The organism is Raoultella sp., assembly GCF_039594335.1.
In the GTDB taxonomy this organism is placed as follows: Bacteria; Pseudomonadota; Gammaproteobacteria; order Enterobacterales; family Enterobacteriaceae; genus Klebsiella.
On sequence record NZ_JBCNNS010000053.1, the window covers coordinates 13435 to 28143 of the forward strand.

Annotated in this window: 12 protein-coding genes; 9 read left to right on the forward strand and 3 right to left on the reverse strand. The window is 55.9% G+C overall.

Annotation, left to right across the window (positions count from 1 at the left end):
* Nucleotides 1-7 precede the first annotated feature (7 nt).
* Together ACZAHD_RS11510 and ACZAHD_RS11515 are read right to left on the reverse strand one after the other, a co-directional pair.
* Nucleotides 8-1186: a M20 aminoacylase family protein gene (locus ACZAHD_RS11510; protein ID WP_462456886.1), complete on the reverse strand. Its 1179-nt coding sequence runs from the start codon at nucleotides 1184-1186 to the stop codon at nucleotides 8-10.
* Between the two features lie 907 nt (nucleotides 1187-2093).
* Nucleotides 2094-2483 (reverse strand): hypothetical protein, encoded by a 390-nt coding sequence (locus tag ACZAHD_RS11515; protein ID WP_462456895.1) that lies wholly within the window; start codon nucleotides 2481-2483, stop codon nucleotides 2094-2096.
* Between the two features lie 268 nt (nucleotides 2484-2751).
* Between ACZAHD_RS11515 and ACZAHD_RS11520 the strand changes: the two genes are divergently transcribed.
* From ACZAHD_RS11520 to ACZAHD_RS11555, 8 genes are all read left to right on the forward strand, one after another.
* Nucleotides 2752-3870, forward strand: a complete 1119-nt coding sequence (locus tag ACZAHD_RS11520; protein WP_462456887.1) for an ABC transporter substrate-binding protein — start codon at nucleotides 2752-2754, stop codon at nucleotides 3868-3870.
* A 104-nt stretch (nucleotides 3871-3974) separates the two neighbouring features.
* Entirely contained in the window at nucleotides 3975-4958 is a 984-nt protein-coding gene (locus ACZAHD_RS11525; protein WP_462456896.1) for a FecCD family ABC transporter permease, read from the forward strand.
* Nucleotides 4955-5752 carry an ABC transporter ATP-binding protein gene (locus ACZAHD_RS11530; protein WP_462456888.1) on the forward strand — a complete coding sequence of 266 codons (798 nt, stop codon included), beginning with the start codon at nucleotides 4955-4957 and terminating at the stop codon, nucleotides 5750-5752. The genes ACZAHD_RS11525 and ACZAHD_RS11530 overlap by 4 nt, the downstream gene beginning before the upstream one ends.
* Nucleotides 5753-6254: 502 nt before the next feature.
* Nucleotides 6255-7178, forward strand: coding sequence for an aminoimidazole riboside kinase (locus ACZAHD_RS11535; protein ID WP_462456889.1), 924 nt, complete (start codon nucleotides 6255-6257; stop codon nucleotides 7176-7178).
* Between the two features lie 165 nt (nucleotides 7179-7343).
* Entirely contained in the window at nucleotides 7344-8861 is a 1518-nt protein-coding gene (locus tag ACZAHD_RS11540) for a carbohydrate porin (RefSeq protein WP_462456890.1), read from the forward strand.
* Nucleotides 8862-8997: 136 nt separating this feature from the next.
* Nucleotides 8998-10368: a sucrose-specific PTS transporter subunit IIBC gene (locus ACZAHD_RS11545; protein WP_462456891.1), complete on the forward strand. Its 1371-nt coding sequence runs from the start codon at nucleotides 8998-9000 to the stop codon at nucleotides 10366-10368.
* Nucleotides 10368-11768, forward strand: a complete 1401-nt coding sequence (locus tag ACZAHD_RS11550) for a sucrose-6-phosphate hydrolase (RefSeq protein ID WP_462456892.1) — start codon at nucleotides 10368-10370, stop codon at nucleotides 11766-11768. The genes ACZAHD_RS11545 and ACZAHD_RS11550 overlap by 1 nt, the downstream gene beginning before the upstream one ends.
* A 30-nt stretch (nucleotides 11769-11798) precedes the next feature.
* On the forward strand, nucleotides 11799-12803 hold the full coding sequence (locus ACZAHD_RS11555) for a LacI family DNA-binding transcriptional regulator (RefSeq protein ID WP_462456897.1): 1005 nt from the start codon (nucleotides 11799-11801) through the stop codon (nucleotides 12801-12803).
* Between the two features lie 354 nt (nucleotides 12804-13157).
* On the opposite strand, the gene ACZAHD_RS11560 is transcribed toward ACZAHD_RS11555, so the two are convergent.
* Nucleotides 13158-14087: a LysR substrate-binding domain-containing protein gene (locus ACZAHD_RS11560; protein WP_462456893.1), complete on the reverse strand. Its 930-nt coding sequence runs from the start codon at nucleotides 14085-14087 to the stop codon at nucleotides 13158-13160.
* 170 nt (nucleotides 14088-14257) lie between these two features.
* Between ACZAHD_RS11560 and ACZAHD_RS11565 the strand changes: the two genes are divergently transcribed.
* A partial coding sequence (locus ACZAHD_RS11565; RefSeq protein ID WP_462456894.1) for a branched-chain amino acid ABC transporter permease occupies nucleotides 14258-14709 on the forward strand: 452 nt, incomplete at its 3' end.

A 14709-nucleotide genomic window follows, 5' to 3' on the forward strand; every position in this document is an offset into this window, starting at 1 on the left:
CCAGAGATCAACGGCAGTGTGTTTCAACTAAGCGGGCGAAAAACGACGCCCCGGTGGTAATAATGTCATCGTTAAAGTCATAGCCAGGGTTATGCACCATGCAGCCGCCTTTATCGCCCTTCTCGCCGTTACCCAACAGGAAATAGCAGCCCGGACGCGCCTGTAACATAAAGGCAAAATCCTCGCTGGCGTTCATCGGCGAAATGGATTCCAGCACCTGTTCGCTGCCAAAAACTTCCAGCGCTAATGCTTTAGCGAACGCGGTCTCCTCCACGCTATTGGTCAACACCGGGTAGGAATCGTAGACCTCAATCTCGCTGGTGGCACCGTAGCTTTTGGCAGTAAATTCGGTGATGTCGTGAATCCGTTTAATCAGCAGATCGCGCACTTCCGGCTTCATCGCCCGCACGGTCAACTCCATGACCGCGCTTTCCGGGATCACGTTAGAGGCGATACCTGACTGGAAGGTGCCAACTGTCACCACGGCGGTTTCCCCCGGCGGTACGTTGCGGGCGACGATGCTTTGCAGGGCCATCACCAGCGCCGAGCCGGCGAGAATGGGATCGACCGCGCGGTCCGGGTGAGCGCCGTGGCCGCCGTAGCCGTGAAGGGTTATCTTGACGGTATCCGCCGACGCCATAAAGTTGCCGGCGTAGAAGCCCAGCTTGCCGACCGGCAGCCCAGGCATATTGTGCAGCGCAAACACGCAATCGCAGGGGAAGCGTTCAAACAATCCGTCTTTGATCATCAGGTCTGCGCCGCCGATTGCCTCTTCCGCTGGCTGGAAAATCACATGCACCGTGCCGTTAAACTGGCAGGCCGGGGAAGCTATATATTTAGCCGCCGCCAGCAGGATAGTGGTGTGGCCGTCGTGGCCGCAGGCGTGCATTTTTCCCGCCACGGTGCTGGCCCAGGGTAATTCTGTGGTTTCAACAATTGGCAGAGCGTCCATATCGGCGCGCAGCCCAATCGTGCGTGATGAATGCCCTTTGCTTAGCGATCCCACCAGTCCGGTTTTCCCCAGCTCGCGGGTTACCGCATAGCCCCACTGCGCCAGTTTTTCCGCGACCAGTTCGCTGGTATTAAACTCTTCCAGACTTAATTCCGGATGGGCATGTAAATAATGACGGATCGCAATCATTTCTTCTTCAGTGGCTTTAATTTCTGGAATCACAAAATTACTCATGCCGTTCTCCGGGAAATAAGAAATCTTCATTCAGGCTTCAGCTAAACGGTCGTTGGAAAATGGATGCCAGCCCGCCAAAATGTGAAGTATGAAGAATAAACTCAGACTCAATAACTTATCTGGATAAGCGTTTAATGCAAGCACGATTGCTGATTTCCGGCGTGCGCTCCATCTCATTTACTAATGATTATTCAGCAAGTTACCATAAATACCAAACAGAATGGGGCGTTCATCAGAATGTAAAAAAGCCCAACGCAACCCTGCTAATAAAATTTATTTATGTGGTGCTATAACCCATAGATAAGGCGAAATCAAAATATAAATCTTTAATTATTGGATTAATAACGATTTTTTATTCCACGATCGCCACTCTTGAATCCGCTGATTAAATCCCTTCCGATTTCCCCGGCAGGCGCCATGTTGCGGGCAGTGAGCAGGCAGATAGCGCGCGCAGCGGAAGCATGATGGCGTACCTGCAGATGATTTGTAACGCCCCCTGAGGCACCCACGGAAAAATAAACTCGCGCCATCAGATGGACGCAGAATAGCGTCGAACCCAAATATGAAATATCTGGCGCTTTTACTGGCGTCAGCGCTGGCGTTGGCCGGTGGTAGCGCCCAGGGCGATACCGCCAGCCAGCAGCATGTCAGTATGCAAAAAAATACGCAGCGAAACGCTGAACCCGCGCCTGTTCACTCTGCCCGGAAGCCCGTAGCGTTATCCGGCGCGCCGATGGTTATACCGTATTTGCCAGCAACAGCCACAAAATTCTGGTATTGGGATTTGGCAGCGCCCAGGGCCTGGCTAAAGGTCTCCGCACCGGCAAAGAGATCTGTATGAAAATGGCGCAGAGTGAGGCGCAAAAAAAGGCCGCTTTCGCGACCTTTTTTTACAACGCTACCGGGATTATTCGGTGACTTTATTTTTCAGCTCTTCAGCACCTTGCTTCGTTTTATCCCAGCCTTTTTCGGTGGCGGCTTTGGTTTTATTCCAGCCTTTTTCCGTCCCTTCTTTGGTCTTATCCCAACCCTTCTCCGTGCCTTCTTTGGTCTTATTCCAGGCTTTTTGAGCGCCTTCGCTCACCTGGCTGCCCACGCTATCGCTTTTACCTTGCGCTGCGTGTTTGGATTTCAGCTTCAGCTCCTTGCCCTCGTTCTGAGCCTGGTGCAGTTTTTCTTTCGCCGTGTTCGCCCCTTCATGGGCCGCCGCGACGGTATCATCAGTTGCGTGTGTTGTCGCAGCAAAAACAGGGGCTGCTACCAGAATCGCAGATAACGCAATCATTGCTTTTTTCATCATATCCTCTCTAACGTGCTTAATGTTATGAGTCATCAACAGCATGACACAATATTCCGATCATGACTTTAGGGATAGTTCTTAAAACCAGAAACGTCTCTTTATCCCCGTTTTCAGACTCACTACCCCTCTATCCAGGATACAGCAGAAAATTCCAGTAAGTTGTTACAACTTATGAAATTTCTATTTCATATACTTGTCATTTATTTTTATACGAGAATAATTATCAAAATCATTATATTATAAGCACACACACGGAACTCAAATTATGGCAAGAAAATCAGTAAGTTCACTCATTCTTACTGGGTTAATCTCGATCCCCGCTATCAGCCACGCAACGCAATATCCCCTCACGGTCACCGACCTTGATGGCCGTCAGATAACGCTCCAGCATGAACCCCAACGCATCATCCTGCAGGACGGACGAGATCTCATGTCGCTGGCGCTGCTGGACCGGGACAACCCGTTTAAACGCGTTGTAGCCTGGAACAATCTGGCGAAAAAACAAGATGTTGCGACCTGGAAAATGTTGCAACAGAAGTGGCCGCAGTCGGCGGCGATTCTCGATATGGGCTTTAGCGACAAAGGCAACATTGACCTGGAAAGCGTCCTCTCCCGCCAGCCCGACCTGATGATTGCGCAGCTACGCGCCAAGCCGGCGCTCACCGAAAGTGGGGTTATCAGCAAGCTTAGCGCGCTGAATATTCCGGTGTTATTTGTGGATTATGAGGTCAATCCTGCCCGCGATACCGCCCCCAGCATCGATCTGTTAGGCCAGGTGCTCAACCGCGAGAGCAACGCCAAAGCCTATACCGATTTCTATCGGCAACACCTGCAGGCGATCGAGCAGAAAACGGCCACCCTCTCCCCGAAAGCCACGGTCTTCGTCGAAGCGCTCGCCGGCAATAGCGACGCCTGCTGCTTTACTCACGGACACAGCGGCTGGGGGGGACTGGTGGAAGCCGTTGGCGCCACCAATATTGGTTCGCAGGTCCTGCCCGGCGCCTCCGGTTTCGTTTCACTGGAAAAAATTATCAGCATGAAGCCCGATGCCTACATCATGACCGGTTCGAAACGCGGCAACAGCCGGGTCCTGCCCTTAGGCTATCAGGTCAGCCAGCAGGAGGTTAACACCCAGGGCGAAGCGCTGCTGTCACGAACCGGCGTCAGCGATATCCCGGCGGTAAAAGCGCAGCGGGCCTATGGGGTTTACCACCATTTCTACAACCATCCGTGGAATGTCGTCGGCATGGAATATCTGGCAAAAGATATCTATCCGCAGGCATTTACCACGCTGAATCCCGATGAGACGTATCACGAGATCGTGCGCCGCTTCACCTCCCTGCCGGACCTGCCGTTCGTCTTTTCCTGGAAACAGGGAGAGTAATCGACATGAGTTCAACCACTGAACCCGCTGTCGGCACGCTGAACGCCGGTGCCGACAGCGTCAGGGCGCACTACCGGCGAATTCTGCGTCGCCGTATCGTCTTGATGCTGCTATTGCTGCTGCTGATTGTTGCCTCGCTGCTACTCGACTTCATGCTTGGGCCGTCAGGCATGTCGCTGCATACCCTGTGGCAAACCCTGACCGACCCCGGTAGCGCAGCGGCCGGAACGCGGGTCATTGTCTGGGATATTCGTATGCCCTACGCGCTGATGGCGGTAGTGGTTGGCCTTGCGCTGGGGCTGGCTGGCGCCGAGATGCAAACTATCCTCAATAACCCGCTCGCCAGCCCTTTTACCCTCGGCGTCTCCTCGGCGGCGGCGTTCGGCGCGGCGCTGGCTATCGTGCTGGGGATGGGGATTCCCGGCATTCCGGATCAGTGGTTTATCTCCACAAACGCGTTTCTGTTTGCCCTGCTCGCCGCCGTGTTGCTGGACGGCGTGACCCGCTGGACCCAGGTCGCCACTTCCGGAGTCATTTTATTTGGTATCGCGCTGGTCTTTACCTTTAACGCCCTGGTGTCGATGCTGCAGTTTGTGGCCAATGAGGACACGCTGCAGGGGCTGGTATTCTGGACCATGGGCAGTATCGATCGCGCCTCATGGCAAAAGGTGGGGATTTTATTTGTCGTGCTGGCGGTAGTGATGCCGCTTTCCATGCTCAATGCCTGGAAGCTGACCGCGCTGCGTCTCGGCGAAGACCGGGCTATCAGCTTTGGCATCAACGTCCGTCGCCTGCGCCTGACCACGCTGTTGCGAATCAGCATCTTATCGGCTCTGTCGGTGGCTTTCGTTGGCCCAATCGGCTTTATCGGCCTCGTCGCGCCACATATCGCACGCCTGGTGTTTGGTGAGGATCACCGCTTTTATCTCCCCGCCAGCGCCTTGACTGGCGCCCTGGTGTTGTCACTCGCCTCAGTGGCGTCGAAAAATTTGCTGCCTGGGGCGATCATCCCGGTGGGGATCGTCACCTCACTGGTGGGCGTTCCTTTCTTCCTGAGTATTATTTTACGCCATCGGGGGAACGTATGAGCCTGCATACCTTAGCGGAATCGGGGCTGGCGCTTGGTCATTTCAACGCCGGTTATCCGAAACGCCAGGTCATTCGCGATCTGAATGTCCCCCATCTCCCGCGCGGCAAAATTACCGCGCTTCTCGGCCCTAACGGCAGCGGAAAATCCACGCTAATGCGGGCTATGGCAGGACTTGGCCCGTCAACGGGCGAATTGTCGCTGGCCGGGGAAAACCTGCTGGCGCTGCCGTTCGCCCGGCGGGCGGAAAAAGTGGTCTATCTACCACAAACGCTGCCTGCGGGCGTGCATCTGCACGTACTGGAGTCGATTATCGTCGCCCGGCACGCTGCCGGAAATGTCCGTTCAGATAGCGAAGCGGAAGTGATGTCCTTGCTGCGCCAGTTAGGTATTGAGCATCTGGCGTTACGCTACCTGGACCAGCTTTCCGGCGGGCAAAAACAGCTCGTCGGCCTGGCCCAGTCGCTTATCCGTCAGCCGTCATTACTCCTGCTGGATGAGCCGCTCAGCGCACTGGATTTGAACTATCAGTTCCACGTTATGGATCTGGTGCGTAAAGAAACGCAGAAACGCAACATCGTCACGCTGGTGGTGATACACGATATCAATATCGCCCTGCGCCATGCGGATCATGTGCTGATGCTGAAAGAGGGGCAACTGCTGGGAGACGGTGCGCCAGCCGAGGTGATTACTCCACAATCTTTGGCTGCGGTTTACGGCGTGAGCGGGCGTATCGAGCCTTGTTCTCAAGGGGTGATGCAGGTGATTATTGATGGGCTGGTGGCCGGCGTTTAGGTGCCCTGGCGCTACGCTTACCGGGGCCACAGGGTCACCGCCGTATGCGGGACGGTAGCCCGGGTAAGGCGCATCGCGCCGTGACCCGGGATAAAGTACGGGCGGCGGCTAACATCATCCTGAAACAGCCCTACTCACAGCGATGCCCTGGCACCCGCAGGCTGAGGCCCCGAAGGTGAGCGCAGTGCTCTGTACCGATTTCTTCGCGGGACCGTGGGATTGTATAAGGGGAGACGGTTTTCTCCCCCTTTACCCGTTCACGGGCATCGGTAATTCATTTTCTACGGGGTGGCGGTGAACGGAATCCTGTACACAATCCGGAAGCGGTGCTGCGCAATACCACCGGCCTCCCGCGCTTCTGAATTATTGCGCTTTTGCCAACCAGCTCTCGTTTTTATGCCTTGGCTCGCACTTTTCCAAATGTGACGTTCCCCTCATTCTGTCGCTATGCTTTAATGTGCTAAACCGGTTTAATTAAGTTTAGCTATGGGGAATTTTCAGCATGAATGCAAAAGTTTGGGTTCTGGGAGACGCGGTGGTGGATCTACTGCCGGAAAGCGAAGGTCGGCTGTTGCAGTGTCCCGGCGGCGCGCCGGCTAACGTGGCGGTAGGTATCGCCCGCCTTGGCGGCAACAGTGGGTTTATCGGGCGCGTCGGCGATGACCCATTTGGCCGCTTTATGCGCCATACCCTGCAACAAGAGCAGGTCGACGTCAGCCATATGTGCCTCGACGGCCAGCACCGTACCTCCACTGTGGTCGTTGACCTTGACGATCAGGGCGAAAGAACGTTTACCTTTATGGTGCGACCCAGCGCGGACCTGTTCCTGGAAGAAGAAGACCTGCCGCAGTTTTCCGCCAACCAGTGGCTACACGTCTGCTCCATTGCCCTCAGTGCGGAACCCAGTCGCAGCACCACTTTCGCGGCGATGGAGAGAATCAAACAAGCCGGCGGTCGAGTCAGCTTTGATCCCAATATTCGCCCCGACCTCTGGCAGGACCTGGACCTGCTGCATGCTTGCCTCGATCGTGCTCTGCGCCAGGCAAACGTGGTCAAACTCTCAGAAGAGGAACTGATATTCATCAGTGGTAGTGATGATTTAGCGCACGGAATCGCCAGCATTACCGAGCGCTACCAGCCTGAATTACTGCTGGTGACACAGGGGAAAGCCGGCGTACTTGCCGCGTTCCAGCAGCAGTTTACTCACTTCAGCGCCAGGCCTGTCGTCAGCGTGGACACCACGGGCGCGGGCGACGCTTTTGTCGCGGGACTGCTCGCCAGCCTTGCCGCCAACGGGATGCCGACCGATATCAATGCACTGGAACCCACCCTCACTCTGGCGCAAACCTGCGGTGCATTAGCGACAACGGCGAAAGGCGCGATGACCGCTTTGCCGTACCAGTGCGATCTTGATCGCCAGTTTTAATCTTTAAGGCCGCCCTGTGCGGCCCAGTTTGTTGCATCCATCACAATTATTAAACCGGTTTAGCAAAATCATTTTCAAAATGTTAAAGGTCATGATTAACATAGCGCCTAAACCGGTTTAGCAAAAATTTACTAATTTCAACTTTACGTTTGGGATGCAACAAACATGTATAAAAAAAGCACACTTGCGGTTCTTATTACTTTGCTAACCGGCGCAGCCTCAGCTCATGCGCAAACGGATCTCAGTAGTATTGAAGCTCGTTTGATAGCACTGGAGAAACGCCTGCAGGATGCGGAAAATCGGGCGCAAACTGCGGAAAATCGCGCTGAGTCGGCGGAGAAAAAAGTCCAGCAGCTCAGCACGCAGCAGCAAAAAACCCAGGATACGACCCAGGAAGTGGCGCAACGTACCGCGAAGCTGGAGAAAAAAGCCGACGATAAAAACGGCTTTGAGTTCCACGGCTACGCTCGTTCCGGCGTAATAATGAATGACTCCGCCGCCAGTACCAAATCTGGTGCCTACATGACACCAGCGGGGGAAACCGGCGGGGCCATCGGTCGTCTGGGGAACCAGGCCGACACCTATGTCGAAATGAACCTTGAACATAAGCAGACGCTGGATAACGGGGCAACGACGCGCTTCAAAGTGATGGTGGCCGACGGTCAAACCACCTACAACGACTGGACAGCAAGCAGCAGCAATTTGAACGTGCGTCAGGCCTTCGTCGAACTGGGGAATCTGCCTACCTTCGAGGGCCCCTTCAAAGGTTCAACCCTGTGGGCCGGGAAACGCTTTGACCGCGACAACTTTGATATTCACTGGGTCGACTCCGACGTCGTATTCCTCGCCGGGACCGGCGGTGGCATTTATGACGTGAAGTGGAACGACAGCCTGCGGAGTAACTTCTCTTTATATGGGCGCAACTTCGGCGATATTGCTGATTCGAGCAATAGCGTGCAGAACTACATCCTCAGCATGAACAACTTCATCGGCCCGGTGCAGGTGATGGTCAGCGGGATGCGGGCTAAAGATAATGACGAGCGTAAAGATACCAACGGTAATCTGGTCAAAGGCGATGCGGCAAATACCGGGGTGCATACGCTGCTCGGTTTGCACAACGACAGCTTTTACGGCCTGCGTGAAGGGATCAGCAAAACGGCCCTGCTCTATGGCCATGGGCTAGGCGCAGAAGTGAAAGGCGTGGGTTCCGACGGGGCGCTGCGTCCGGGAGCAAATACCTGGCGCTTCGACAGCTACGGCACCACGCCGCTCAGTGAGAACTGGTTTATCGCCCCGGCGGTACTGGCTCAGAGCAGTAAAGATCGCTATGTCGATGGCGACAGTTACCAGTGGGCAACGCTCAACGTGCGTCTGATTCAGGAGATAACTCAGAACTTCGCCCTCGCTTACGAAGGCAGCTATCAGTACATGGATCTCAAACCCGAAGGCTACAACGATCGCAATGCGGTGAACGGTAGCTTCTATAAACTCACCTTCGCTCCCACCTTTAAGGTCGGTAGCATCGGTGATTTCTTCAGCCGTCCGGAGATCCGCCTCTACACCTCGTGGATGGACTGGAGCAAAAAACTGGATAATTACGCCAGCGATGATGCTTTAGGCAGCAGCGGTTTTAAATCGGGCGGCGAATGGTCGTTCGGTATGCAAATGGAAACCTGGTTCTGACGGCTAACGCCTGAGGCCAGAAAAACCGGGGCGGCGGCGAGCCGGTCATCGCCCCGGACACAATAACGACGCAGAGACTGCTCCCCCGTAAACTCGGGACGACAACACAAAAATTATTACGCATTCAGAGGGTACTATGGATTTTGAACAGATTTCCCGCTCGCTGCTTCCACTTCTGGGAGGCAAGGAAAACATCGCCAGCGCCGCGCACTGCGCCACGCGCCTGCGTCTGGTGCTGGTCGATGATGCGCTCGCCGACCAGCAGGCTATCGGCAAAGTTGAAGGCGTAAAAGGATGTTTTCGTAACGCCGGACAAATGCAAATTATTTTTGGCACCGGGGTGGTGAATAAAGTCTATGCCGCCTTTATCCAGGCGGCAGGGATTAGCGAATCCAGCAAATCGGAAGCCGCCAATATCGCGGCGAAAAAGCTTAATCCTTTCCAGCGTATCGCTCGCCTGCTGTCGAACATCTTCGTACCGATTATCCCGGCTATCGTCGCCTCCGGCCTGCTGATGGGTCTGCTCGGGATGGTGAAAACCTACGGCTGGGTTGACCCGGGCAACGCCATCTACATCATGCTGGATATGTGCAGCTCGGCGGCGTTTATTATACTGCCGATCCTGATTGGCTTTACCGCCGCCCGCGAATTTGGCGGTAACCCCTATCTCGGCGCGACGCTTGGCGGCATTCTGACCCACCCGGCGCTCACCAACGCCTGGGGCGTGGCCGCCGGTTTCCATACCATGAACTTCTTCGGCCTCGAGATTGCCATGATCGGTTATCAGGGTACGGTGTTCCCGGTACTGCTGGCGGTGTGGTTTATGAGCATCGTTGAGAAGCAACTGCGCCGCCTGATTCCCGATGCGCTGGACCTGATCCTGACCCCATTCCTGACGGTGATTATTTCCGGCTTTATCGCGCTGCTGATTATCGGCCCAGCCGGTCGCGCGCTGGGTGACGGCATTTCGTTTGTTCTGAGCACCCTGATTAGTCACGCCGGCTGGCTGGCCGGGCTGCTGTTTGGCGGTCTCTATTCGGTGATTGTGATTACCGGTATTCACCACAGCTTCCACGCTATCGAAGCCGGGCTACTGGGCAACCCGTCCATCGGCGTCAACTTCCTGCTGCCGATTTGGGCGATGGCCAACGTTGCCCAGGGCGGAGCTTGTCTGGCGGTGTGGTTTAAAACCAAAGATATCAAAATCAAAGCCATTGCCCTGCCATCGGCGTTTTCCGCTATGCTGGGCATCACCGAAGCAGCGATTTTTGGTATCAACTTACGTTTTATGAAGCCATTTATTGCGGCGCTGATCGGCGGTGCGGCGGGCGGCGCGTGGGTAGTCTCCATGCACGTCTACATGACCGCAGTCGGCCTGACGGCCATTCCCGGTCTGGCTATCGTGCAAGCCACTTCGCTGCTGAACTACATTATCGGGATGGTCATCGCCTTCGGCGTAGCCTTCATCGTCTCCCTGCTGCTGAAATACAAAACGGACGCGGAATAATGTCACTTCCATCACGACTGCCTGCGATTTTGCAGGCCGTTATGCAAGGCCAGCCGCGCGCGCTGGCCGATAGCCACTATCCCCGCTGGCACCATGCGCCGGTGACCGGCCTGATGAACGACCCCAACGGCTTTGTCGAATTTGCCGGGCGCTATCACTTGTTCTATCAGTGGAACCCGCTCGCCTGCGACCATAAGTTCAAATGCTGGGGGCACTGGAGTTCTGCCGATCTGTTGCACTGGCAGCATGAACCGATTGCGCTGATGCCGGACGAAGAGTATGACCGCAACGGCTGCTACTCAGGCAGCGCGGTGGATAACAACGGGATGCTGACTCTGTGCTACACCGGCAACGTCAAGTTTGACGATGGCGGTCGGACCGCCTGGCAATGCCTGGCGACGGAAAATCCCGACGGCACCTTCAGCAAGCGGGGGCCGGTCCTGCCGCTGCCAGAGGGCTATACCGGCCACGTGCGCGATCCAAAAGTGTGGCAGCATGAAGACCGCTGGTACATGGTTTTGGGCGCCCAGGATAGACAAAAACGCGGCAAGGTGCTGCTGTTCAGCTCTGTGGACCTCCATCAATGGACCAACGAAGGCGAAATCGCCGGGGCCGACATCAACCGACTGCACGATGCCGGTTATATGTGGGAGTGTCCGGACCTGTTCCCGCTTGGCGACCAGCATATTCTTATTTGTTGCCCGCAGGGGATCACCCGCGAGAAAGAGCGCTACCTCAACACCTATCCGGCGGTATGGATGGCCGGTGGCTTCGATTACTCCAGCGCCACCTTCAGGCACGGCGCGTTGCACGAGCTGGATGCCGGGTTTGAGTTTTACGCTCCGCAAACCATGCACACTAGCGACGGCCGCCGGCTGCTGGTCGGCTGGATGGGGGTACCGGACGGCGAGGAGATGCGCCAGCCGACGCTTGCCAACGGCTGGATCCACCAAATGACCTGCCTACGCGAGCTGGAGTGGGTGGACGGAAGACTTTTTCAGCGCCCGCTGCGCGAACTGACCGCTTTGCGCGGTGAAGCCTGCGGTTGGCAGGGCAGCGCTCTGCCGCTGGCACCGATGGAAATCGCCCTCAATACCGCCAGCGACGATGTATTACGCCTCGATTTCGGCGGCGCGTTAACCCTTGAGCGCGATGTCAGCGGAATCCGCCTGGCGCGACGCAGCCTCGCCAACGACGAGATGTTCTATCGTTACTGGCGCGGCGAAGTCCGCTCGCTGCGAATTTTTATCGACCGGTCGAGCGTGGAGATTTTCATTAACGACGGCGAAGGGGTAATGAGCAGCCGTATCTTCCCGGACTATCCGGCGCAGCTGGTTTTCAGCGGCGCGACGCCGGTAACATTCTGCTACTGGTCGCTGGAGCCATGCATGATAGAATAAGCGTTTTGCTTTCAGGCGCATGTTGTCGTGATGAAAACCAAACGCGTTACCATTAAAGATATCGCTGAGCTGGCGGGTGTCTCGAAAGCCACCGCCAGCCTGGTGTTGAACGGTCGTGGCAAAGAGCTACGCGTGGCGCAGGAAACGCGTGAGCGCGTGAAGGCGATCGCCCGCGAACAACATTATCAGCCCAGTATCCACGCCCGCTCGCTGCGTGATAATCGCAGCCATACCATCGGCCTGGTGGTACCTGAAATCACCAACTACGGGTTTGCCGTCTTCTCGCACGAGCTGGAAATGCTCTGCCGCGAGGCGGGCGTTCAATTGCTGATCTCCTGTACCGACGAAAACCCCGGTCAGGAGAGCATGGTGGTCAATAATATGATTGCCCGCCAGGTTGACGGGCTGATCGTCGCCTCCTGCATGCACAACGACGCCGATTACCTCAAGCTCAGCGAACAGCTGCCGGTGGTGCTGTTTGACCGCTATCCCAACGACAGCACGCTACCGCTGGTGATGACCGACTCCATCAGCCCGACAGCGGACCTGATTTCCCGTATTGCGCCTCAGCATCGCGACGAGTTCTGGTTTCTCGGAGGGCAGCCGCGTCTGTCGCCCTCCCGCGATCGTCTGGCCGGGTTTACCCAGGGGCTGGCAAATGCCGGTGTCGAACTGCGTCCAGAGTGGGTGATTAACGGCAACTATCACCCAAGCTCCGGCTACGAGATGTTCGCCGCACTCTGCGCGCGTCTCGGGCGACCGCCGAAGGCACTGTTCACCGCCGCCTGTGGCCTGCTGGAAGGGGTGCTGCGTTATATGAGCCAGCACCACTTGCTGGATTCCGCGATTCATCTGGCGAGCTTTGACGATCACTATCTGTATGATTCGCTGTCGCTGCGTATCGATACCGTGCAGCAGGACAACCGCCAGCTGGCCTGGCACTGCTACGATCTGATAAGCCAGTTGATCGACGGCAATACGCCCGAGCCGCTACAGCGCTACCTGCCCGCGACGTTGCAGATACGGCATCCTTGATTCGCAGGGTGTTTAAAAAAGATCATCGAAACACGTAAAGCGGATATTCAGCAGGCAATTTACCTTGCCGCGTTCAAATGACGCGGCATCGAAGGCCTCGACGCCACTACTTTCGTCGTCTCCTCATCTCTTCTGGCGTATCTTCAAAAATGAAAGGACTCAGGCAAAACAAGGGCCAGAACAGAAACGCGCCCCTTGGCAGGAGAGTCTTTCTGTTTTGGTCTTGCCTGTTTTCCCGGTCGCGCGCCATCATAAAAATGGGCTATTTCAGCGGAAAACCGAAGCCCTGATTGCCAATGACAACGGCGAGCGGACAAAAGTGCGAGCTGGATTGGGTCAATTCTTAAGTGAAGATCAACCGAGGGCCTGCTGGCGCAGCCAGTTCTGTAATAGCTTGCCGTTGGGGGTCATATCGCTATCCTGACGCACGCAAAGATAATAATCCCGGCCATCATCTATTGCCGCATCGAAGATTTTCACCAGCTCGCCGCTCTTCAGGTAAGGGGCGATCAGCGGCTCGCGCATCAGTGCGCAGCCCAGCCCCGTCTGTACCCCCGCCAGGGTCAGCAGGCCATCCTCAAATAGCGCCCCCGTCGAGCGCGGCGGACGCTTAACCCCCTGCTGCATAAACCACTGGTTCCACGTCGTGCGCTCCTCGTCGTGCAGCAGCGGCATCTGCAATAGCTGCTCCGGGGTCTCAATATGCCCATGCAGACGCAGAAAGGCCTGACTGCATACCGGCACCATTTTGCCGGAAATCAGCTTTTCGCTTTGATAGCCCGCCCAGTGACCGTTGCCAAAACGGATCGACATATCGGAAGCGTCGCTCAGGTAGTTGCGGTGGTTAGCGTAGACCACGTTGATTTCGGTATGCGGATTCGCGTGCACAAACGACGACAGGCGCGGAATAAACCACCCCATGCCAAACAGCGGGATCAGGCTGATCGTCACCTGCTGGGTTTGCACCTGATCGACCAGATGTTCGGTGGCCTGGCGCAGCACGTTAAACGCCGCGCGGATCGAGCGATAATATTCCCGCCCCTGCTGGCTGAGGGTCAGTCGCCGCCCCTGCCGTTCGGTGAGAGGAATCTGCAAATAGCCCTCCAACACCTTCAACTGATGGCTTACCGCCGAGGGCGAAATCGCCAGCTCCTGCGCCGCCAGAGTCACACTCCCCAGACGCGCTATGGCCTCGAAGGCGCGCACCGCCCGCAGCGGCGGATCGTTGGCCAGAGTACTCTCCGACCAACTAACCGGCCCTTCTGATTGTTCTGTTTTTTTCATATGTTGATTTTCTTAGCGTATTTCACCATTCGATGCATTATTTAATTTTTTTAAAATCAAAAAGATAGTTAAAAATGCATTTATCATAAGAAAGAATATATGCGTATTTTACAATTTAATTCATTTATTGGATGGTAGCTCTTATTTGAGCATCTTGTCGGAAAAATCAGTTGGACACACTCATACAACAAATCATCAACGGGGTTATGCTCGGCAGCATCTACGCCCTGATCGCGCTCGGCTATACCATGGTGTACGGCATCCTGCGCATTATTAACTTTGCCCACGGCGATATTCTGATGGTCGGCGCGCTGACCACCCTTTCCGGGATGAACGCGCTGAACGCCCATTTCCCCAATCTGCCGCCGCTGGCGCAGCTCGGGCTGGCGCTGTTGTTGGCGATGATGGTCTGCGCCCTGCTGGCGATGGCGGTCGAACGCTTTGCCTACCGCCGCCTGCGCAACGCCCCGCGCCTGGCACCGCTGATCTCCGGGATCGGCGTCTCGGTGCTGCTGCAAACTGTGGCGATGATCGTCTGGACGCGCAATCCGCTGATGTTCCCGCAGATCCTGCCGATGGAGCCGATCGCTGTGACCCAGGGCAGCGAAGCACATCCTCCGGC